A 20,441-nucleotide genomic window follows, 5' to 3' on the forward strand; every position below is an offset into this window, starting at 1 on the left:
AGAATGAGGGCCATGACCACAGCCACTTCCTCCGGTGACATCACGCCGTTCTCCCCGCCCGACTCGATGAACCGGGTGGCCCCACGCTACGTGCCGGCCCGCTACGTCTGCGACCTCCCGTGGACGGTCATCCCGCTGGTCGCGGTCGTCGTCGGCGCGGTGCTCGCCTCCGACGGACTCGCCCTGACCCTGTGGATCATCGCCGCGGTCCTGGTGGCCGTCCTCTGCTGGCAGGTGTGGTTCATCCCCACCCAGGCCAGGCGGCGGCGCTGGTTGGAGACCGAGGACGAACTGCTGATCACCAAGGGACGGCTGTGGCGGACCTTCACCGTGGTGCCCTACGGGCGGATCCAGTACGTGGACGTCACCGCCGGGCCGGTCGACCGGCTCTTCGACCTGAAGAAGGTGAAGCTCAACACCGCCTCGTCCACCAGCGACTCCACCGTCGTCGGACTCACCGGTGCCGACGCCGACGCGCTGCGCGACCGGCTGTCCGTCGCCGCGCGCGAGAGGATGAGCGGACTGTGAGCACCCAGGCTGCGGTGGAAGAACCGGCGGGAGATCCGGAGGGAGACCGCTGGCGGCGCGTCCACCCGCTGAGTCCGCTGCTGCGCATGTGGGCCGTGCTGGTGGGTATCGCCGCCGTGCTGCTGGCACAGCAGGCCGAGACCCTGGGACGGTTGCGTGACCTGCTGGCGGACACCTCACTGCCCACCGCCCTGGTCGTCCTGGTGGCGGTGGTCGCGCTGCCGGTGGTGTTCTTCGTCGGCTGGGTGGTGTCCCTGCCGTGGTGGCGCGCCACCGGCTACCGCATCACCGACGAGGAGATCGCGGTCCGTCGCGGCGTGTTGTCCCGCCAGCTGCGCACGGCACGTTTCGACCGGGTCCAGGCCGTGGACGTGGTCGAGCCGCTGGCCCCGCGACTGTTCCGTCTGGCCGGGGTGCGGGTGGAGACCGCCGGCGGGTCGGACAGTTCGGTCAACGTGGAGTACCTGCCGCGGGCCGACGCCGAGACGTTGCGCGCCGACCTGCTGCACCTGGTCAACGGGACGCCGGAGGGCGCCGACGAGTTCCCGGAGCGCCACGACGGCCCCGCAACTGCGACTGCGACTGCGTCTGCGGGGTCGGGCGAGGACACCGCCCGGACCGTGGTGCCCACGATCCCGATCACCCGCTCGGTCGTGGCCGCGGCCCTGTCCGGGTCCTCGCTGCTGGTGGTGGTCGGTGTGGTCGTCTCGGTGGCGACCCCGGCCGGCGCGGCGGTCCTGCTGCCCGCGCTGGCGGGTGCGGTGCCGTGGTTCTGGGGTGTGCTCAACGCCAGCTGGCGGTTCACCGCGAAGCTCGACGGCGACATCCTCGGCATCACCTTCGGGTTGTCGGAACGTCGCCGTCAGTCGATCCCGCTGGGCCGGGTGCATGCCGTGGAGGTGTCGCAACCCCTGGTGTGGCGGCTGTTGGGCTGGTGGAAGGTACGGGTCGACGTCGCCGGCTACGGCAACGGTGAGGGCTCGAAGGGGTCCACCACCACGGTGCTGCCGGTGGGCGAACTGCCCGTGGCGCTGCACGTGCTCGAACTCCTCAGCCCGCTGTCGACTCCGGAGATCACCGCTGTCGCGCACCCGCAGGGCCGTCCCGACGGGCTCGACGGGGCGCAGGACGCGGCGTCCGGCGCCGGGGTGCGCACCTACCTCAGCCCGCCGTCTGCGAGGTGGGTCTCGCCGGTGGACCGCACCCGCCAGAGCGTCACGCTGGTCACAGACCCGTCCAGCACCCCGTCCAGCGACACGTCCCTGCACCGGGAGGGGCAGTTGCGTGCGGTGGTGTCGCACCGCGGACGGTTGCGCCGGGTGGTGTCGGTGATCTCCCCGGCGCACATCCAGGAGCTCACGCTGCGCAGCGGTCCGGTGCAGAAGGTCCTGGGCCTGGCCGGTGTGCGATTCGACCTGGTGCCCGGTCCGGTGATGATGGCCGGACGTGACCTCACCGACGTCGACGCGACCGACCTGGTCAGCCGGCTGCGCGCGCGGAGTCTGCCGGCGCCGGAGCGTCCTCGCTCCACCCGGGGTGCCCCGCAGGCCTGAGCGCCCACCAGGCGCAGGTCGCCGTGAGTACGAGGACGACCACGTTGCGCAAGGCCAGCACCACGGTGGCGGCGAAGTCCGGCGGGTTGGCGATCAACCAGTCGTAGAACACCGGGTACACCAGGGTGGTCAGCAGCGCGGCGACGAGGATCTCCACGGCGACAATGGTGCCGATGGTGCTGGTGGTGCTGCCGCCACCGGCCCGCCGGCTGACCAGCAGGGCCACCGCGGCGATCGGTGCGATCCACGCCAGGTACTGCGGGGAGAACACCTTGTTCGTCACGATGATGAGCATGATCAGCATCATCGCGAAGGTCACCGCCCGCCCGGGCGTCCAGTCGTCGCGCAGCAGGCGGCGCAGCGCCCACCCGAGCGCCAGCAGGATGCTCGCCGCGGTCAGCAGGGTCAGCACCGTCAGCGCCACCCCCACACCGGGTCCGGCGATCTCGTAGCTCTTCGAGCTGGCGTAGCTGACCGTCCAGGGGTTGGCGGACGACGACATCAGGTCGTGCAGGCCCGCGGCGAGCATGAACGGAGTGGCACCGATCGACTCGACCTGCAGGCCCCGGTCGCCCTGGTAGGTCAGCGGGGAAAGCAGCCGGTCCGTCCCGCCGAGGGCGACGACCAGCAGACACAGCACCACCAGCGAGGCGAGGAACCAGGCCACGCGCACCCAGGTGCCCGCCCGCCGGAACCCGCCGACCAGGGCGGCGCCGAGAACCCCGGGCCACAGCTTCATCATCGTGGCCACCGCGAGCAGCACCGTGGCCAGACGCGAGTAGCGGGCGCCGGCGAAGAGCATGGCGGCGAAACCCGCGACGAGGATGCCGGGGAAGATGTCCAGCCTGGTCAGGAAGATCGGTCCGGACCCGGCGGCGAACAGGATCCAGAACCAGGCGGGCCACACCGTGCCCCGCGGTGTGCCCGCCCGCCACAGGTACACCGTGAATAACGCCGAGACCAGCAGCGACAGGACGACGAAGCCGACGACGAAGGCGTCCTGCGAGGGGGTGAGCCACTCGACGATCCGGGCCGGCCACGTGCCGACCTCGGGGTACTCGTCCATCGCGGTGGGGTCGAGACCGGCGAGGCCGGAGTGGTAGTAGCGCACGTCGCCGGTGGACGTCCCGGCCACCGCGATCCACACCACGGCGATGAGGTGGGCGAGCACCCAGCCGACGGCGGCGGTGGCCGGGCGGGACAGTCGGCGGTGCCGGGCGGCGGCCGACTCAGGAGGCGTGGGTGTCTCGGGGCGGGGTGAACTCACAGCAGGGATCTTATCGTAGGCCGCGTACGGTCCCCGGCGCCGACGGGGTGGGGCCGGTGCCGGGCGGGGGCCCCGCAAGGGTATAAATTATCCTGAATGGAACTTATCCTTCTTGTCTTCGTGGCGGTCCTCGTGGGGGCGTGCATGCAGCGGGTCTCCGGCATGGGGGTCGGACTGGTCGGTGGGCCGGTGCTCAGCATCACCCTCGGTCCGGTCGAGGGGATCATGGTGATCAACGTGATCGCCGCGGTCAACGCCGCGATGTCCACGGTCACCGTGCGCCGCGACATCGACTGGGGGAAGTTCGCCCTGATCGGCTCGGTGATGGTCGTCGGGGCCGTGCCGGGGGCCTGGCTCATCCACGTGATCTCCCCGGCGGTCCTGCAGATCGTCGTCGGTGCACTGCTGCTGGTCGCCCTGGGGATCACCACCTTCGGCAAGCGCTACATCCCGCCGATGTCCGGGAGACTGCCCGCCGCGATCTCCGGGATCGTCGGCGGGTTCAGCAACACCCTCGCCGGTGTCGCCGGCCCGGTGATCACGGTCTACGCCCAGGCGTCGCGCTGGGACCAGCGCACCTTCTCCGCCACGCTGCAGCCCCTGTTCATCGTCTCCGGGGTGGTCAGCTTCGCCATCAAGGTAGCCACCGGCGCCGGCGACATCTCCGGCACGCCGTGGGGGATCTGGCCGGCGGCGTTGGTGGCGATGGTCATCGGCATCGCCGCGGGCATGGTCTTCGCCCGGCGGATCGAGAGGGAGAAGGCCCGCGTGCTGGCCGTCACGATCGCCTCGCTGGGCGCGGCCACCGTGCTCGTCCGCGGTGTGATGGCCCTGGCCTGACGGGGGCACGGCCCCCCTCAGGGCCACGGTGGTCTAAGGTGGGCACACGTGCGCGATTCAACTGCAGAAGCAACTGTCCCGTCCGGACGGCTGAGCCGACGGGCGTTGGTTGTCTGGTTCGCCGCGGTCATCGCCTACATCCTCGCGATCACCGGGCGCACCTCCCTGGGTGTCGCCGGTGTCGAGGCCATGGACCAGTTCCACATCGACGCCTCCCGGCTGGCCGTGTTCACCTCCGTGCAGCTCGGGGTCTACGCCTGCGCCCAGATCCCGATGGGCATGCTCATCGACCGCTTCGGTGCCCGCCGCATGCTTGTCGTCGGCGCGCTGATGATGGGTCTCGGTCAGGTGCTGCTCGGGCTGACCACGTCCTATCCGGTGGCGATCGTCGCCCGGGTGATCATCGGGTCGGCGGACGCCACTGCGTTCCTGTCGGTGATGAGGATCCTGCCCGCCTGGATCCCGCCGCGTGAGGCCCCGGTGTTCACCCAGCTCACCGGTGGGCTCGGCTACATCGGCCAGTTCATGTCCGCCGTGCCGTTCTCGATGCTGCTGCACGCCTACGGCTGGTCCCCGGCGTTCCTGTCGCTGGGGGCGGGAAGTGTGCTGGTGGCGCTGCTGGCGTGGGTGGCGGTGGCGGACTCCCCGTTCCCGGACCGCACGCTCACGGACGCAGGGAAGGACCGGGGGACGGACCGGGGGCGGGACGAGCGGCGCGGGATCCGGGCCACGTTGGCCTTCGTGGTCCGCCAGCCCGCCTGCTGGCTCGGCTTCTTCATCCACTTCACGCTGATGAGCCAGGTCGTCTTCACCCTGCTGTGGGGAGTGCCCCTGATGACGTTGGGCATGGGCCTGAGCGGGTCGCAGGCCTCGGGGATCCTGGTGCTCAACATGGTCGTCAGCGTTGTCCTGGGCCCGGTGATGGGCGTGATCTCGGGGCGGGCCAGGCGCCGACGCCCCGAGGTCACCCTGGTCGCCACGCTGATCGTGGCGACGACCTGGGCGGTGTTCTTCATGTCCCCGGACCCGCGTGGTCTGGTGGCCGTCGCGGTGGTCAACGTCATCGTGCCGGGGCTGGCCCCGGTGGCGAACTACGGTTTCGACACCGTGCGTGAGGAGGTCGACCGCAGGTTCACCGCCACGGCGACGGGCCTGTCGAACATGGGCGGCTTCCTCGCGGCGATGGTCGCGGCCCAGGCCGCCGGGCTGGTGCTGGACGCGGTCTCCGACGGCGGGGACTACACCTGGGGCGACTTCCGCCTCGCCTGGTGCGCCCTCGGGGTGGTCTGGGTGTTCGGCATCGTGGGCCTGCTGGTCAGCAGGGTGAAGATGCAACGCTGGCGTGACCGGACTGCCGCAGCCACTGCCACTGCCACAGCCACAGCCGATAGCGCGGACGAGGCTGCTCAGTAGGTCGGCAGCCCCGGGTGCAGGACACGCACCCACTCCAGGACGCCGCCGTCCAGGTGCGTCACGGACTCCTCACGTCCGGCGAAGGAGGACGCCACGGCGTCCACCGCCAGTGCCGAGCGCGCCCCGGAACGGCAGTGGAAGATCACGTCCCGCCCGCCGACGCCGTCCGGCAGGGCGTCGGCACCGGCCTGCTGCAGGGCGGCCAGGGGGACGGCCCGCGCCCCGGGGATCGACACGATGTCGCGCTCCCAGTCCTCGCGCACGTCCACCAGCACCGCGCCGGACCGCAGCCGGGCGTCCAGCTCGTCGACCGACACCGTCGCAGCCACAGCGGGTCCGGGCCCGGGTGAGCACGCCTGCGTCATGTCCTGCACCGAGGTGACCAGGGGTGCCTCGGGGTCGGGGAGGACACGCAGCTCACGGAAGCTCATCGCCAGCGCATCGTGCAGCAGCACCCGTCCGTACAGTGGCTCACCGCACCCGGTGACTAGCTTCACCACCTCGGACGCCATCAACGACCCCAGCGTGCCGGGCAGTGCCCCGACAACCCCACCGGCGGCGCAACTGGGCACCGATCCGGGCGGGGGAGGGTCCGGGTGCAGGTCACGGTAGGTGATCCCGTCGTGCGAGGGGCCCGACCAGAACACCGACACCCGGCCCTCGAAGCGCAGCACCGAGCCCCACACGCACGGGGTGGAGGTCAGGGTGCAGGCGTCGGAGACCAGGTAGCGGGTGGCGAAGTTGTCGGCACCGTCGACGACGAGGTCGTAGCCGCCGACCAGCTCCACGGCTTGTGCGGCCCCCAGGCGCATTCCGTGTCGTTCCACGGTGACCAGCGGGTTGATCCCGGCCACGGCGTCGGCGGCGGAGTCGACCTTGGGTTCACCGACAGCATCGATGCGGTGCACGACCTGGCGTTGCAGGTTGCTGACCTCCACCACGTCGTCGTCCACGATGCCCAGGGTGCCCACCCCGGCGGCGGCGAGGTACTGCAGCACCGGCGAGCCCAGCCCGCCGGCGCCGACGACGAGCACCCGGGCCGCCTTGAGCCGACGCTGCCCGGTCACCCCGATCTCCGGCAGGCTCAGGTGCCGGGCGTAGCGCGCGGACTCCTGCGCGGTGAGCTGCGGACCCGGTTCGACGAGGGGATTCGGGAGAGGTTTCACAGGGGGATTCACTGCACTCCCGCCGGGTCGATCAGCCCGTCCTGCGGGGAGGACGCCACCGCGCCGCGCGCCCACGGGCGCCGTGGGATGCGTCCGGCGCCGCGGGCGAGGCGCCCGGCCTCCACGGCGTGGCGCATGGCCAGGGCCATCGCCGCCGGGTCCTGCGCGCGGGTCACCGCGCTGGCCAGCAGCACCCCGTCGCAGCCGAGCTCCATGGCCAGCGTCGCGTCGGAGGCGGTGCCCACCCCGGCGTCGAGGATCACCGGTACGGTGGCGTTTTCGCAGATCATGGCGATGTTGTGCGGGTTGAGCACCCCCAGGCCCGTGCCGATCGGCGAGCCCAGCGGCATCACCGCGACCGCCCCGGCGGACTCCAGGGTGCGGGCCACCACCGGGTCGTCGGAGGTGTAGGCGTAGACCTCGAAACCGTCGGCGGTGAGTTGTTCGGTGGCGTCGACGAGTTCCACGACGTCGGGCAGCAGGGTGCGGTCGTCGGCGAGGATCTCCAGCTTCACCCGGTTCGTGCCGAGCGCCTCTCGTCCCAGGCGGGCGGTGAGCAGGGCGTCGCGGGTGGTGTAGCAGCCGGCGGTGTTCGGCAGCACGTCGATGCCCAGGCGGGACAGCAGCCCGAACAGGGAGGTGCCGGTGGTGGGGTCGAAGCGGCGCAGGGCGACGGTGGTCATCGTCGTGCCGGACGCGGTGAGCGCGTCCTCCAGCACCTCCAGGGAGGTCGCCCCGCCGGTGCCGGTGATCAGGCGGGAGCCCAGGGTGCTCGAGCCGATGGTTAGTGCGTCGGTGTTCACGGTGCGCCTAGCCTCCCTGCATCGCGGTGATGATCTCGACCTGCGCGCCGTCGGGCGTCACGGTGCTGGCCCAGCGGCTGCGCGGCACGATGCCGGAGTCCAGGGCCACGGCCACGCCGAGCTGGTCGGAGTCCGGGTCCTGTCCGGTGACGTCGGAGACGACGTCGCTGACCGTGGTCTGCGGGTCCACGCTGCGCGGCGTGCCGTTGACGGTGATCTGGTTCATGGTTGGTCCAGGGTCCTTTCCAGGGAGGTGGTGGCGAGCAGGGAGGTGTCGGCAGGATCCGCAGAGCCGGCAGAGTCGCTGACGAGCGCGCCGACGAGCCGGGCGCTCACCGGCGCCAGCAGCACCCCGTGACGCGAGTGGCCGGTGCACACCAGCACCCCGTCCACCGCACCGTCGTCTCCGGGCACCGGGCCCAGGTAGGGGATGTCGTCGGGGGTGCCGGGCCGGGCGCGGGCGAGCATCTCGGTGAGCTCCAGGTCGGCGGCACCGGGCACCAGGATCTGCGCGTCGCGCAGCAGCTGGTGGGCGCCCTCGAGGGAGACGCCGTCGAAGCCGTCCTCGCGTTCGGTCGCCCCGATCACCATGCCCCCGTCCTGCCGGGGCACGAGGTAGACCGGCCGGCCGTCCACGAGGCCGCGCACGGTGCGTTCCAGCAGTGCAGGACGCCCCGGGCGCAGGCGGGCGCGCAGGATGTCGCCGTGCACCGGGCGCAGCGCGACGCGTGCCGCCTCCGGCAGCCCGCCGATGTCGGACAGGGCGAGACCGGGGCTCAGCACGGTGGTGTCGGCGTGCAGGCGGGTGCCGTCGTCGAGCAGCACCCCCGTCACGGCCCCGCTACCGTCCTCACGCAGGACGGTCCGGACGCGGCCACGGTGCAGCGTTCCCGCCGGGCCCGGGACGCCGGGCGCGCCGCTCGCGCCGTTCGGCGCCGTGAGCGCCTCCAGGAGGGCGTCCACCAGCATGCGCGGGTCGACCTGGTGGTCGTCGGCGAGCAGGAACGCCCCGGCGATCCCCGGAGACAGCGCAGGCTCCAGCCGCCGGGCCTGCCGCACGGTGAGCTGCTCCACCGACATGCCCCCGGCACGCTGCACCTCGGCAAGGTCGGACAACGCCGCCACGTCACCGCGCGTGGCACCCACCCCCAGCGTGGCAGTGGCGCGGTAACCCACCGGGTGGCCCACGGCGTCCTCCAGCCCGGCGATGAACTCCGGGTAGGCGGCGGCGGAGGCGAGCATCAGCGGGCGGATCCGGTCGTGGCCGTGCACGACCTCGCTGACCGCGGCGAGCATGCCGGCGGCGGCACGGCTGGCGCCGGACCCCGGGGCGGGGTCGACGACGGTGACGGTGTGTCCGGCCTGCCGTAGCGACCAGGCCGTACTCAGCCCGATCACCCCGGCGCCGACGACAAGAATGTCGGGCATCTGCGTTCTGTTCCTCCGGCGGCATGATCCGCATCAGGTGTGAACGGTCGACCGGTGTGCCCCGGTCCTCTCAGCCCCGGCGTCGGGGGCTCCCGTCGTTCGCTTAACGACTACCATCACACCACATGGACCCGCAGCAGCGCACGAACGACCCCGCCACGACAGGCTCCCGACGTCGCAGCCGACTGCAGGACGCCTCGCTCTACCTGTGCACCACGGCGCGCCGGGAGCAGGGCGACCTGGAGGACTTCCTGCACGCCGCCTTCGACGGGGGCGTGGACATCGTGCAGATCCGTGACCGTTCGGTCAGTACCAGCGAGGAGATTGCCGCGCTGCAGGTGCTGTCCGGCGTCGCCGCCGAGCACGACGGACTCGTCGCCGTCAACGACCGGGCGGACGTCGCGGTCCTGGTGGGGGCGGACGTACTGCACGTCGGGCAGGACGACCTGAGCGTCGCGCAGGCGCGGCGGATCGTGGGGCCCGACGTGCTGGTGGGCCTGTCGACCCACTCGGCCGAGCAGGCGAGGGCGGCGATGCGGGACGACGCACTGGACTACTTCTGCACCGGCCCGGTGTGGGAGACCCCGACGAAGCCGGGGCGGACCGCCACCGGCCTGGAACTGGTGACCCGTACCGCGGAGATGCTCGACGCGGCCGGGAGCACGAAACCCTGGTTCACCATCGGCGGGGTCAACGAGGCGACCCTGCCGGCGGTCGTCGCGGCCGGGGGACGCCGCGCGGTGGTCGTGCGTGGGGTGACCACCGCCGACGACCCGCGGGCCGCGGCGGCGGGGCTCAAGGGGATCCTGCGGGGCCCCTGAGCGGAGGTGCGGCGAGTTAGAGCTCGCTGACGGGGCGCTCGCCGTCGACGAACTCGACGGTGCGCTGACCGGACACGGTGTCGCGTCCGGCGAACTCCACCACGGCGTCGGCGACGAGTTCACGCGCGGTGTGCGAGTCGGCGCGGTCCAGGTCGGCGGTGACCGGGGCGAAGCCGCCGGCCGGCTCCTCGGTGAGCGCGGCCGGGCCGAGGATCACGTAGTCCAGGCCCTCGGTGGCGACGAGGCGGTCGTCGACGGTCTTCTTCGAGTCCGCGTAGGCGAAGAAGTCGTCGCTCTCCGGCACGGTGTGGTTGCGCGCACCGGCGTAGGAGACGTTGATGTAGCGGGGCGTGGTACCGGCGTCGCCGGAGTCACGCAGCCGCTCGAGGGAGTCGATGACGGCCAGGGCGGCGTCGCGGTCGACCGCGTAGGTCACGTCCTGACCTGCCCGGCCACCGTTGCCGGCGGTCCACACCACCACGTCGAAGCCTGCGAGTACGTCGTCCCACTGTGCCGGGGTGAGGGCGGTGACGTCCTTGACCAGGGCGGAGGCGCCGAGCGACTCGATCTCCGCGGTCTGGTCGGGGTTGCGGATGAGGGACGTGACCTCGAAGCCGTCCTTGACGAGTTTCGGTGCTGCCAGCAGTCCGACCTTGCCGTGCCCGCCGATGATGAGAATGTTCGTCATGTTGTGCCTCCTGTTGGTGTGGTGTGACGGTGCCGTCTCTGGTCGCCGTCCCTCCCCACAACAGGTGGACCGTGCGGTCTATTCCGGATGCGCCGTCTGCTTCGTCTCCGCGTGTGGTCGCGGGCGTAGTCTGGGTCACGTTCCATGAAGATCAGTGATGCAGCACATATGTGAGGAGCAGTGCCCGTGAATCTCGAGCTCTCGGAGGAGGACGTCGCCTTCCGCGACAGACTCCGCGGTATTTTCGCTGACGTGCCCGCGGAGATCCGCGACCGCATGCGCGCCGGCCACGTCACCCGCGACGACATCGTCGCCGCGCAGCGCGTCCTGAACCACCACGGTGTCGCCGTCCCGCACTGGCCGGTCGAGTACGGCGGGCAGGACTGGACCCCCGTCCAGTCCCACATCTACACCAACGAACTGCAGCGGGCCGGCATCCCTGAACCGCTGGCCTTCAACACCGGCATGGTCGGCCCCGTGATCGCCGCGTTCGGCAGCGAGGAGATCAAGGACCGGTTCCTGGCGAAGACCGCCAACCTGGACATCTGGTGGGCGCAGGGCTTCTCCGAACCCGGCGCAGGCTCCGACCTGGCGGGCCTGTCGACAACCGCCGTGCGCGACGGCGACCACTACGTGGTCAACGGGCAGAAGACCTGGACCACGCTGGGCCAGTACGGCGAGTGGATGTTCCTGCTGGCCCGTACCGACCCCTCGGCGCCGAAGAAGCAGCAGGGGATCTCCTTTCTGCTCGTCGACCTGGACACCCCGGGCATCGAGCGCCGCCCCATCCGCCTGATCGACGGGTCCGTGGAGGTCAACGAGTTCTTCTTCACCGACGTGCGCATCCCGGTGGAGAACCTCGTCGGAGAGGAGAACAAGGGCTGGACCTACGCCAAGTTCCTGCTCGGCAACGAGCGCAACGGCATCACCCAGGTCGGCACGAGCCAACGCCAGTACGCCGACGTCGTGGAGGCGGCGGCGCAGCGCACCCTCGGCGGGCGCTGCGTGATCGACGACCCCCTGTTCCGCGACCGCCTCTACGACGTGAAGCTGCGGCTCAAGGCGGTCGAGGCCACGCAGCTGCGGGTGACCGCCACGAGCACGGACGGTAAGCCCAGCCCGCTGTCCTCGATGCTGAAGATCGAGGGCAGCCGCCTGCTCCAGGAGATCAACGAGCTGGCCGTCGAGGCGCTCGGCAGCGACGCCGTCGAGATCACCGGTGACGAGCACGGGGACGAGCACGGCGATGCCGTCGTGCGCTACCTCAACAACCGCAAGGTCTCCATCTACGGGGGCACCAACGAGGTCCAGGCGAACGTCATCGCCAAGGCCATCCTCGGACTCTAGGAGCGACACGACCATGGATCTTTCCCTGACAGACGAGCAGCGCATGCTCGCCGACTCCGTCCGCAGCGTCTTCTCCGGCGCCGAGGACGACCCCACCAGTGGTGCCGACGCCCCGGACGGGGCGCTCACCTTCCGCCGGGACCTCTGGCGGCAGGCCGCGGAACTCGGGATGACGGGCCTCGTCATCGACGAGAGGTACGACGGCGCGGGGGCGGGCGTGGGCGAGGCCTACGCCGCCGCCGGCGTGCTCGGCGACCTCGCCGTCCCCGAACCGGTCACCGACCTGGCGCACGTCCCGGCGTGGCTGCTGCAGGACCTCGGCTCAGAGGACCAGAAGTCGACATGGTTGCCGGGCATCGCCACCGGTGAGCGGCTCGTGGCGCTCGCCCACGCCGAAGCGGGCACGGGCTGGTCCGACCCGCGTGGCGCCACCGTCGTCGACGGTCGGCTCAGCGGCACCAAGCGGGCGGTCGCCGCCCCCGGCGACGTGGACGCCTTCCTCGTCACCGCGGTGCAGGACGGTGCCCTCGGCGTCTACCTCGTCACCGCCGACGACGGCGTGACGGTGAGCGTCCACCGTGACGCGCAGTGGGCCCCGGTCGGGAGTGTGGAGTTCCGCGACGCCCCGGCCGAGCGGCTCGACGGCGACGGCTCGGAGCAGGCACCGGAACAGGCGCCGGAACAGGCTCTGCGCCGTGCCGTCGCACTGGCGCGTGTCGTCGAGGGCGGTCGGGCGGCGGGGCTGATGGGCGCGGCGATGACGCGGACCGTGGAGTACCTGAAGGTCCGCAAGCAGTTCGGCGTGACCCTCAACAACTTCCAGGTGCTGACACACAGGGCCGCCCAGCTGTACTCGGACGTGGAGCTGGCCCGTTCCACCGCCCTGTGGGCTGCGGCCATGGCGGAGACGGCAGAGGCGGCAGACAACGGCGAAATTGGTCTTGAGGAGCTCGAGGCCGCGGCGTTGGACAGCTACGTCTTCCTCGCCCGGCAGGCCCGGGTGGTGGCCGAGGAGTCGATCCAGCTGCACGGTGGCATCGGCGTGACCTACGAGACCGCGGTCAGCCACTACGCGGCGGCGTTGACCGGCTTCCGGCAGCTCTACGGCGGCGTACTCGAGGCCAGGGGAGAGGGTGTGGCGTCCAAGGGGCTGGTGGATACGCCGAGTGCGCTGCTGAACAACCAACTGTTCACCTACGGCTAGGACGGGGCACCACACGGAGCACCCCGCGCCGCGTGCCGGATTCGGTCTTCGCGTGCCGGCGGAGGGACGGATCCGGCACGTGACGCGGGGGCGTCGTCCGGGCGACCGGCAGGGCGTCCGGCAGACATACGGGAGAACCCCCGCCACAAGAACGTGTGGCGGGGGTTCGGCTCCGTGCCGTCGAGGTGTACCGGACTAGCAGTCGTAGTACAGCTCGAACTCGTGCGGGGTCGGGCGCAGACGGGCCGGGGAGATCTCATTCTCGTACTTGTACGCGATGTAGGTCTCCAGCAGGTCGTCGGTGAAGACGCCACCCTCGGTGAGGAACTCGTTGTCGTCCTCCAGGGCCTTCAGCGCGGCCTCGAGGGAGGTCGGCGCGGTCGGGATGGTGGCGGCCTCCTCCGGGGGAAGCTCGTAGAGGTCCTTGTCGACCGGGGCGTGCGGCTCGATGCGGTTCTTGATGCCGTCGAGGCCGGCGAGCATCATCGCTGCCATACCCAGGTAGGGGTTGCCCGAGGGGTCCGGCGCGCGGAACTCGAGGCGCTTGGCCTTCGGGTTGGAGCCGGTGATCGGGATACGTACCGCGGCGGAGCGGTTACGCTGCGAGTAGACCAGGTTGATGGGGGCCTCGAAGCCCGGCACCAGACGGTGGTAGGAGTTCAGCGTGGGGTTGGTGAACGCCAGGACCGCACCGGCGTGGTGCAGGATGCCGCCGATGTAGTAGCGGGCCAGGTCGGACAGGCCGGCGTAGCCTGCCTCGTCGTGGAACAGCGGCTTGCCGTCCTTCCACAGCGACTGGTGGGCGTGCATGCCCGAACCGTTGTCACCGGCCAGCGGCTTCGGCATGAACGTCGCCGACTTGCCGTGGGCGGCGGCGGTGTTCTTGATGATGTACTTGAACGACTGCAGGTCGTCGGCGGCGTGCAGCAGGGTGTTGAACTTGTAGTTGATCTCCTGCTGTCCACCGGTGCCCACCTCGTGGTGGAAGCGCTCGAGGTCGTAACCGGAGGCCGCGAGGTTCTTCACCATCTCGTCGCGCACGTCCACGGTCTGGTCGTACGGCGGGACCGGGAAGTAACCGCCCTTGACGCGGGTCTTGTAGCCGGTGTTCGGGGTGCCGTCGGTGTTGGTGTCCTTACCGCGGTTCCACCAGCCCTCGTTGGAGTCGACCTCGTAGAACGCGGAGTTCTGGTCGGCGGAGTAGCGCACCTTGTCGAAGAGGTAGAACTCGGCCTCCAGGCCGAAGTTGCAGGTGTCGGCGATGCCGGTGGACGCGAGGTACTCCTCGGCCTTGCGGGCGACGTTGCGCGGGTCCCGGGAGAAGGGCTCACGGGTGAACGGGTCGTGGACGAAGAACTTCACGTTCAGGGTCTTGGTCTTGCGGAACGGGTCGACCTTCGCCGTCGCCAGGTCGGGCAGCAGGTTCATGTCCGACTCGTCGATGGTGGTGAAGCCGCGGACCGAGGAGCCGTCGAAGGCCAGGCCGGTCTCGATGGCGTCCTCGTCGAAGGCGGCCGCGGGAATGGTGAAGTGCTGCTCCACGCCGGGGACGTCAGTGAATCGGACGTCGACGAACTCGATGTCGTTGTCCGCGATGTACTTCGTGACCTCTTCGGCCGTCTTAAATGCCACTTCTGGACTCCTTGCAGTCATGTTCGACCCAACTCGTTGTCTCGTTGTCTCACGATGGGATTTCACCCTGCCGGGTGCGTCGGGAGCGATTCTATTGTGGGGTTGTTGCCCTAATGTCAATCCAATGTTACCGGCGTGTAACTGGTCGTCACTGCCGGTGGGACGAAAGGGGTTGCGCTCCGGGGCCGAAATGGTCGTCCCCGGCCGGGGCGTGACCTCAAGGATACGGGCAGTGGCATTCGGGTGTGCACAGTCGGGGTGTACCACCGCAGAATTGGGGGGCCGTCACAGGGCCGGTACGCTTGAGCATCATGGCGAAACGGCAGAACAGCAGTGGTACCGGTGATGAGCGTCGTCAGCGTCGCAAAGGCATGCGGGAGGACCGTGCCCGGCAACCGAGTTGGCTGGAGGGGCCCCAGGTCCCCGGCAAGTACGAGGACCCCCACGACCTGAGCTCCTACCCGGGCAAACTGCTCGGACTGCCTGCGTCCGGGCCGGGCTCGGTCTCCCCGATCTTCCCGCGCACGCTGGCTCTTCTGGTGGACTGGCTGATCTGCTACGGCATCGCCTTCTTCATCACCCAGATGACCGACGCGCTGGGCGGGGTGTCCACCGTGGTGCTGATGGTCTGGGTCGTGTGGCGGGTCGTCACGGTGTGGCTGTTCGGGCAGTCACCGGGCCACGCACTGCTCGGCATCGGCGTCGCCCGCGTGGACGACCCGGACGCCCGTGTCGGCTTCGTGCGCGCGGTGGTGCGCACCGTGCTGACCATCTTCCTGTTCCCGCCGCTGATCCAGGACACCGACAGTCGCGGCATGCACGACCGGGCGACGGGTACCGCGGTGATCCGCACCCGCTGACCGTCGCGGACCTCGCACACGAAACCCCGCGCGGATGGTGGTCCTGACCCCTCAGACCGACATCCGCGCGGGGTTTCGTGCACTGCGGCGCGACGTACGAGGAACCCCCGGGAACCGTCCACGTGTCGGACGGTCCCCGGGGGTTCTTCAGGCCCTCTGGGAGAGGGGTCAGCCCTTCTTGTTGCGCTGGGCGGCGCGACGGGCACGGCGGTTCACGCCGGCCGGGTTCGCGGCGTTGCGCGGCATCGGACCCTTCGGGAGCATCGACTCACGCGAGTGCAGGCGGGCGATCGACTCCACCTTGCTGTTGAGGCCGTCGACCTCGTTCTTCTTGATGTTGCGCGGCAGACGGACCAGGTGGTTCTGCAGCTTGCGGATCTGGACCTCGTCCTCACCCTCGCCGACGTACACGTCGTAGATCGGGGTGTTGCCGAGGATGCGGGCCAGACGCTTGCGCTCCTGGGCCATCATCGGCTTCAGACGGTGCCGGCTTCCCTCGCCGACGAGCACCACACCGGGCACGCCGACCACGCGGTGGATGGCGTCCATGTGGGTGTTCGAGGCCACGGCGGTCTCGGTGATCCACTTGACGCCGACACCGTCACGCAGGTTCTGCAGCGCCCAACCGGCGGCACCTGCCTCGCCCTCGATCTGGTCGTACACACCGGCCTGCAGACGGCGGGAGAAGACCCAGAAGCCCACCATCACACCGATGGCGATACCCACGATGAGGTTCAGCCACCACCAGCCGAAGAAGTAGCTGAGCCCCAGCATGACCAGCACCGGGACAAGGAACCCCAGCAGCATGTAGGGGATGAGCTTCTTGTCCTTCTTGCGCTGCATCTGGAAGGCCTGCCACATCTGGCCTCGCGTCTGCTTGCGACGTGACTTCTTGGCGGCCTTCTCGAGCCGCTTGTTTTCTTTCTCCCGGGGATCCTTCGCCATACCGCCTACCTTAGAACATCGGAGCCCCAGGACCGACAACGGCCATCCGCCGGGGCGGGGAACAACTTACCGGGCGGACGAGACCGGGGTCTCGACCGACGGGCCGTACTTGTCCAGCAGGGTGCTGGCCTCCTGGCTGGTGGTGGACCCCAGGGTCTCGCCGAGGTGGGCGAGGTTGTCCGGAAGCGACTCGCCGCGGGCGGCCTTGGCCTCGGCGTAGAGACGCCCGGAACGGTAGGACGAACGGACCAACGGGCCGGACATGACCGCACCGAAGCCGAGCTCCTTGGCGAACTCGGAGTGCTCCATGAACTCCTCCGGCTTCACCCACCGCTCGATCGGGTGGTGCATCGAGGTCGGGCGCAGGTACTGGGTGATGGTGATGATGTCGCAGCCGGCGTCCTTCAGGTCGGTCAGGGAGGACTGCACCTCCTCGGCCGTCTCACCCATGCCCAGGATCAGGTTCGACTTCGTCACCAGGCCGAAGTCACGGGCGGCACGGATGACCTCCAGGGACCGGTCGTAGCGGAAGGCCGGACGGATGCGCTTGAAGATGCGCGGCACGGTCTCCAGGTTGTGGGCGAAGACCTCGGGGCGTGCCTCGAAGACCTCGGCCAGCAGGTCGGGCTTCGCGGAGAAGTCCGGGGTGAGGTTCTCCACGCCGGTGTGCGGGTTGACCTCGTGGACCTTGCGCACGATCTCGGCGTACAGCCACGCGCCCTCGTCGTCGAGGTCGTCGCGGGTCACGCCGGTGATGGTGGCGTAGCGCAGGTCCATCTCGCGGATGTTCTCCGCCACGCGGCGCGGCTCGTCACGGTCCAGCGGGGTGGGCTTGCCGGACTTGATCTGGCAGAAGTCACATCGACGAGAACAGGTGTCGCCACCGATGAGGAAGGACGCCTCGCGTTCCTCCCAGCACTCGTGGATGTTGGGGCAGCCGGCCTCCTGGCACACCGTGTGCAGCCCGGCACCGGCGACCCGGGACTTCATGTCACGGTATTCCGGGCCCATCTTGGCCTGCGTGCGGATCCACCGCGGCTTCTGCTCGATGGGGGTCTGGGAGTTCTTCGCCTCGATGCGGAGAAGTCGTCGTCCGTCTGATGTAACAGTCACGGCCCCCACCCTACGCTGCATCGTTCAGTGACGCTAACTGACTCCCATCGTCGAAAGCAGACCAAAAAGCCTGTTCAGGACGGTACGGCGCCGTGTGCGAGCTCCTCCGGGACGTCCACCTCCGACATCTCGAGCGCCCCGTCCAGTGCGTCGAGCAGGTGTCCGGTGAAGATCCCGGTGACGTCGGCGACGGTCACGTCGCGGCCCAGTTCCTCCGACAGGGTGGTCACCCCGGTGTCCGCCAGGCCGCAGGGCACGATGTGGTCGTAGTACTCCAGGGTGTTGTCGCAGTTCAGTGCCACACCGTGCATCGTGACCCCGCGGGTGACGCGGATGCCGACGGCGGCGACCTTCCGGGCGGGGACGAGCTCGCCGCGGCGCAGCCCGGCGGGCAGCCACACGCCGGAGCGTCCGGGGACGCGTCCGGCGTTCTCCAGCCCGACCTCACGGCACGTCGCGAGGACGGCCTCCTCGATCCGACGGACGTAGTCGACCACGTCGATCGGGTCGGCGAGCTTCACGATCGGGTAGGCGACGAGCTGCCCCGGCCCGTGCCAGGTGATCCGGCCACCGCGGTCCACGTCGACGACGGGCAGGCCGTTGGTGGGCAGGTCCTCGGGCTGGGTGCGTTTGCCGGCGGTGTAGGTCGGCGGGTGCTGGAGCAGGAGCACGGTGTCGTCGATCTCGCCGTCGGCACGGCGGCGGGCGAGTTCGGCCTGACGGTCCCAGGTGGACAGGTAGTCCACCGTCCCGAGGTCGTCGACGGTGACCGGAGAGTCCGACAGCCGGATGGATCCGTGTTGATATCCCATGACTAACGACTCTACCCCGCCGCCGCACAAGTGCGGGGACGGGGTAGGACGGGGTCAGGAGCGGACTCCGATCTCCAGGTCGGAGCTGAAGTCGATGTTCTCCAGGCGGTCGCGGACGGTGGTCAGGAACCGTCCGGCGTCAGCACCGTCGACGACCTGGTGGTCGTAGGTCATCGGCAGGTAGACCATGCTGCGGATGGCGATGCTGTCCGAGCCGTCCTCGGTGATGACGACCGGGCGCTTGCGGATCGCGCCGGTGCCGATCATCGCGGCCTGCGGCGGGACCAGGATCGGGGTGTCGGTCAGCGCGCCCTCGGAGCCGATGTTGGTGATGGTGAAGGTGCCACCGGTGACGTCGTTCGGCTTGAGCTTCTTGTTGCGGGCCCGGTCGGCGATGTCGGCGATGGCCTGGGCCAGCTCCGGCAGGGACATGTCCTGCGCGTCGTGGATGACCGGGGACAGCAGGCCGTCCTTGGTGTCCACGGCGATGCCGAGGTTCACCTTGCCGTGGTAGGTCATCTCCTGGGTGTCGGCGTTGTAGGACGCGTTCACGTTCGGGTGGGCGACCAGCGCCTCCACGATGGCCTTGGCGAAGAACGGCAGGAACGTGAGGTTCAGGCCGTGCTTGTCCTGGAAGGCGGCCTTGGACGCCTTGCGCAGCTCGGCGACGTGGGTCATGTCGACCTCGTGGACCTGCGTGAGCTGGGCCGCACCGTGCAGGGACTCCAGCGTGGTCTTCGCGGTGATCGCACGGATGCGGTTGACCTTCTGGGTGGTGCCGCGCAGCGACGCCTTCTCCGGGTCGACGCCCTTGGCGGGAGCCTTCTCGGCCTTCTTGGTGGAGCCACCCTCGGCGACGGCGAGGACGTCCTGCTTACGGATGCGTCCACCGACACCGGTGCCCTCCACGGAGGAGAGGTCCACGCCGTGCTTCTCGGCGAGCTTGCGCACCAGCGGGGTCACGTAGGGCAGGTTGCCGTCGGAGGGCTCGCCGGCGTCGGACGCGGGAGCCTTCTCCTCCTTGGGCTCCTCCTTCTTCGGGGCCTCCTTCTTGGGCTCCGGTGCCGACTCCTTGGCGGGCTCGGCCTTCTTCTCCGGCTCCTTCTCGGGCTCCGGGGCCGGCTCCTTGGCGGGCTCCTCGGCCGGTGCGGCGGAGGCGTCGCCCACGCGGGCGATCACACCGCCGACGTCGATGGTGTCGTCCTCCTCGGCGAGGATCTCCAGCAGCGTACCCGCGACCGGGGACGGAACCTCGGTGTCGACCTTGTCGGTGGAGACCTCCAGGAGGGGCTCGTCGACCTCGACCTCGTCGCCGACCTTCTTCAGCCACTGGGTGATGGTGCCCTCGGTGACGGACTCGCCGAGCTCCGGCATCGTCACGTCGGTGCCCGCGCCACCGCCGTTGGACGCTGCGGGCTTGGACTCCGCGGCCGGCTCTGCAGCCGGCTCCTCGGCCGGTTCGTCGGCAGGCTCCTCGGCCGGCTCCTCGTCAGCGGAGTCAGCGGAGTCGGCGGAACCTGCGGTCTCGCCCTCCTCACCGATCTCGGCGATGACGGCACCGACGTCAACGGTGTCGTCCTCGTCGGCGATGATCTTCAGCAGAACACCGGAGGCGGGGGAGGGGATCTCCGTGTCGACCTTGTCCGTGGAGACCTCGAGCAGGGGTTCGTCGACCTCCACGGTGTCGCCGACCTTCTTCAGCCACTGGGTGACAGTGCCTTCTGTGACGGATTCGCCCAGCTCGGGCATTTCGACGGAGTGCGCCATGGTGTTGAAGCTCCTAGTTAACGACGGGGTACAGGTGTGGAGTACGTGGATCGGTCCGCGGTACCCAGAGAAGTACGCAGAGAAAAACAGAGAAGTGGTCTCTGACCGAATACTATATATGGTACCGCTGCTGGAGTCGTTCTGCTGGCACGGGGTTCCCACAACCGGGGGCCTGACCCGTCCCAGGCCGGCTCTGAGTCGACCTGAGCCGGGGCCGTGGTCGGGATGTACGGAGTTCACCTAGTATCGGTGAC

19 protein-coding genes are annotated in these 20,441 nt (G+C 69.8%); 8 read left to right on the forward strand and 11 right to left on the reverse strand.

Annotation, left to right across the window (positions count from 1 at the left end):
* Window positions 1-66: 66 nt before the first annotated feature.
* On the forward strand, window positions 67-528 hold the full coding sequence (locus tag ACT3S3_RS02340) for a PH domain-containing protein (protein ID WP_301443036.1): 462 nt from the start codon (window positions 67-69) through the stop codon (window positions 526-528).
* Window positions 525-2,081, forward strand: coding sequence for a PH domain-containing protein (locus ACT3S3_RS02345; RefSeq protein WP_301443030.1), 1,557 nt, complete (start codon window positions 525-527; stop codon window positions 2,079-2,081). The genes ACT3S3_RS02340 and ACT3S3_RS02345 overlap by 4 nt, the downstream gene beginning before the upstream one ends.
* Here the strand turns inward: ACT3S3_RS02345 and ACT3S3_RS02350 are convergent.
* Entirely contained in the window at window positions 2,008-3,348 is a 1,341-nt protein-coding gene (locus ACT3S3_RS02350; protein WP_301443029.1) for a hypothetical protein, read from the reverse strand. The genes ACT3S3_RS02345 and ACT3S3_RS02350 overlap by 74 nt on opposite strands.
* Before the next feature lie 96 nt (window positions 3,349-3,444).
* Between ACT3S3_RS02350 and ACT3S3_RS02355 the strand changes: the two genes are divergently transcribed.
* A complete protein-coding gene (locus ACT3S3_RS02355; protein ID WP_301444324.1) occupies window positions 3,445-4,188 on the forward strand; it encodes a sulfite exporter TauE/SafE family protein in 744 nt (247 codons plus the stop codon).
* 48 nt (window positions 4,189-4,236) lie between these two features.
* Window positions 4,237-5,601, forward strand: coding sequence for an MFS transporter (locus tag ACT3S3_RS02360; protein WP_444614819.1), 1,365 nt, complete (start codon window positions 4,237-4,239; stop codon window positions 5,599-5,601).
* Here ACT3S3_RS02360 and moeB read toward each other — a convergent pair.
* Genes moeB through thiO form a run of 4 tightly spaced genes read right to left on the reverse strand, consistent with a single transcriptional unit; the run spans window position 5,595 to window position 8,998 of the window.
* Entirely contained in the window at window positions 5,595-6,767 is a 1,173-nt protein-coding gene (moeB, locus tag ACT3S3_RS02365) for a molybdopterin-synthase adenylyltransferase MoeB (protein WP_301444214.1), read from the reverse strand. The genes ACT3S3_RS02360 and moeB overlap by 7 nt on opposite strands.
* An 8-nt stretch (window positions 6,768-6,775) precedes the next feature.
* The gene (locus tag ACT3S3_RS02370) at window positions 6,776-7,570 is read right to left on the reverse strand and encodes a thiazole synthase (RefSeq protein ID WP_441579296.1); all 795 of its coding nucleotides are present in this window, start codon (window positions 7,568-7,570) and stop codon (window positions 6,776-6,778) included.
* Between the two features lie 7 nt (window positions 7,571-7,577).
* The gene (gene thiS / locus ACT3S3_RS02375) at window positions 7,578-7,796 is read right to left on the reverse strand and encodes a sulfur carrier protein ThiS (protein ID WP_301444213.1); all 219 of its coding nucleotides are present in this window, start codon (window positions 7,794-7,796) and stop codon (window positions 7,578-7,580) included.
* The gene (gene thiO, locus ACT3S3_RS02380; protein ID WP_441579295.1) at window positions 7,793-8,998 is read right to left on the reverse strand and encodes a glycine oxidase ThiO; all 1,206 of its coding nucleotides are present in this window, start codon (window positions 8,996-8,998) and stop codon (window positions 7,793-7,795) included. The genes thiS and thiO overlap by 4 nt, the downstream gene beginning before the upstream one ends.
* 125 nt (window positions 8,999-9,123) lie before the next feature.
* Here thiO and thiE point away from each other — a divergent pair, with 125 nt between their 5' ends.
* Window positions 9,124-9,819: a thiamine phosphate synthase gene (gene thiE / locus ACT3S3_RS02385; RefSeq protein WP_301443241.1), complete on the forward strand. Its 696-nt coding sequence runs from the start codon at window positions 9,124-9,126 to the stop codon at window positions 9,817-9,819.
* 16 nt (window positions 9,820-9,835) lie between these two features.
* Here thiE and ACT3S3_RS02390 read toward each other — a convergent pair whose 3' ends face one another.
* A complete protein-coding gene (locus tag ACT3S3_RS02390; protein ID WP_301443240.1) occupies window positions 9,836-10,507 on the reverse strand; it encodes an NAD(P)H-binding protein in 672 nt (223 codons plus the stop codon).
* Window positions 10,508-10,693: 186 nt separating this feature from the next.
* On the opposite strand from ACT3S3_RS02390, the gene ACT3S3_RS02395 reads away from it, so the two are divergent.
* Both ACT3S3_RS02395 and ACT3S3_RS02400 read left to right on the forward strand, forming a co-directional pair.
* Window positions 10,694-11,854 carry an acyl-CoA dehydrogenase family protein gene (locus ACT3S3_RS02395; protein ID WP_441579294.1) on the forward strand — a complete coding sequence of 387 codons (1,161 nt, stop codon included), beginning with the start codon at window positions 10,694-10,696 and terminating at the stop codon, window positions 11,852-11,854.
* Between the two features lie 13 nt (window positions 11,855-11,867).
* Window positions 11,868-13,058 (forward strand): acyl-CoA dehydrogenase family protein, encoded by a 1,191-nt coding sequence (locus ACT3S3_RS02400; protein WP_301443238.1) that lies wholly within the window; start codon window positions 11,868-11,870, stop codon window positions 13,056-13,058.
* 195 nt (window positions 13,059-13,253) lie between these two features.
* On the opposite strand, the gene glnA is transcribed toward ACT3S3_RS02400, so the two are convergent.
* A complete protein-coding gene (gene glnA, locus ACT3S3_RS02405) occupies window positions 13,254-14,690 on the reverse strand; it encodes a type I glutamate--ammonia ligase (RefSeq protein ID WP_301443237.1) in 1,437 nt (478 codons plus the stop codon).
* 371 nt (window positions 14,691-15,061) lie between these two features.
* Here glnA and ACT3S3_RS02410 point away from each other — a divergent pair, with 371 nt between their 5' ends.
* Window positions 15,062-15,550: an RDD family protein gene (locus ACT3S3_RS02410; RefSeq protein ID WP_301443243.1), complete on the forward strand. Its 489-nt coding sequence runs from the start codon at window positions 15,062-15,064 to the stop codon at window positions 15,548-15,550.
* A 168-nt stretch (window positions 15,551-15,718) separates the two neighbouring features.
* Here ACT3S3_RS02410 and ACT3S3_RS02415 read toward each other — a convergent pair whose 3' ends face one another.
* The 4 genes from ACT3S3_RS02415 to sucB form a co-directional block, all read right to left on the reverse strand.
* Window positions 15,719-16,495: a DUF4191 domain-containing protein gene (locus ACT3S3_RS02415; protein WP_441583026.1), complete on the reverse strand. Its 777-nt coding sequence runs from the start codon at window positions 16,493-16,495 to the stop codon at window positions 15,719-15,721.
* A gap of 66 nt (window positions 16,496-16,561) precedes the next feature.
* On the reverse strand, window positions 16,562-17,608 hold the full coding sequence (gene lipA, locus ACT3S3_RS02420; protein WP_301442526.1) for a lipoyl synthase: 1,047 nt from the start codon (window positions 17,606-17,608) through the stop codon (window positions 16,562-16,564).
* 74 nt (window positions 17,609-17,682) lie between these two features.
* The gene (gene lipB, locus ACT3S3_RS02425) at window positions 17,683-18,420 is read right to left on the reverse strand and encodes a lipoyl(octanoyl) transferase LipB (RefSeq protein WP_301442525.1); all 738 of its coding nucleotides are present in this window, start codon (window positions 18,418-18,420) and stop codon (window positions 17,683-17,685) included.
* A gap of 54 nt (window positions 18,421-18,474) precedes the next feature.
* The gene (sucB, locus tag ACT3S3_RS02430; protein WP_301442524.1) at window positions 18,475-20,187 is read right to left on the reverse strand and encodes a 2-oxoglutarate dehydrogenase, E2 component, dihydrolipoamide succinyltransferase; all 1,713 of its coding nucleotides are present in this window, start codon (window positions 20,185-20,187) and stop codon (window positions 18,475-18,477) included.
* Window positions 20,188-20,441 lie beyond the last annotated feature (254 nt).

The sequence above is a fragment of the Corynebacterium sp. AOP40-4SA-5 genome (assembly GCF_052377355.1).
GTDB lineage: Bacteria > Actinomycetota > Actinomycetes > Mycobacteriales > Mycobacteriaceae > Corynebacterium.

Bases quoted from the DNA above. Each gene is read 5' to 3' on its own strand.
- ACT3S3_RS02340 (WP_301443036.1), top strand. From the start codon at position 67: ATGAACCGGGTGGCCCCACGCTACGTGCCGGCCCGCTACGTCTGCGAC.
- ACT3S3_RS02355 (WP_301444324.1), top strand. From the start codon at position 3,445: ATGGAACTTATCCTTCTTGTCTTCGTGGCGGTCCTCGTGGGGGCGTGC.
- thiS (WP_301444213.1), bottom strand. From the start codon at position 7,796: ATGAACCAGATCACCGTCAACGGCACGCCGCGCAGCGTGGACCCGCAG.
- thiO (WP_441579295.1), bottom strand. From the start codon at position 8,998: ATGCCCGACATTCTTGTCGTCGGCGCCGGGGTGATCGGGCTGAGTACG.
- thiE (WP_301443241.1), top strand. From the start codon at position 9,124: ATGGACCCGCAGCAGCGCACGAACGACCCCGCCACGACAGGCTCCCGA.
- ACT3S3_RS02390 (WP_301443240.1), bottom strand. From the start codon at position 10,507: ATGACGAACATTCTCATCATCGGCGGGCACGGCAAGGTCGGACTGCTG.
- ACT3S3_RS02400 (WP_301443238.1), top strand. From the start codon at position 11,868: ATGGATCTTTCCCTGACAGACGAGCAGCGCATGCTCGCCGACTCCGTC.
- ACT3S3_RS02410 (WP_301443243.1), top strand. From the start codon at position 15,062: ATGCGGGAGGACCGTGCCCGGCAACCGAGTTGGCTGGAGGGGCCCCAG.
- ACT3S3_RS02415 (WP_441583026.1), bottom strand. From the start codon at position 16,495: ATGGCGAAGGATCCCCGGGAGAAAGAAAACAAGCGGCTCGAGAAGGCC.
- lipB (WP_301442525.1), bottom strand. From the start codon at position 18,420: ATGGGATATCAACACGGATCCATCCGGCTGTCGGACTCTCCGGTCACC.
- sucB (WP_301442524.1), bottom strand. From the start codon at position 20,187: ATGGCGCACTCCGTCGAAATGCCCGAGCTGGGCGAATCCGTCACAGAA.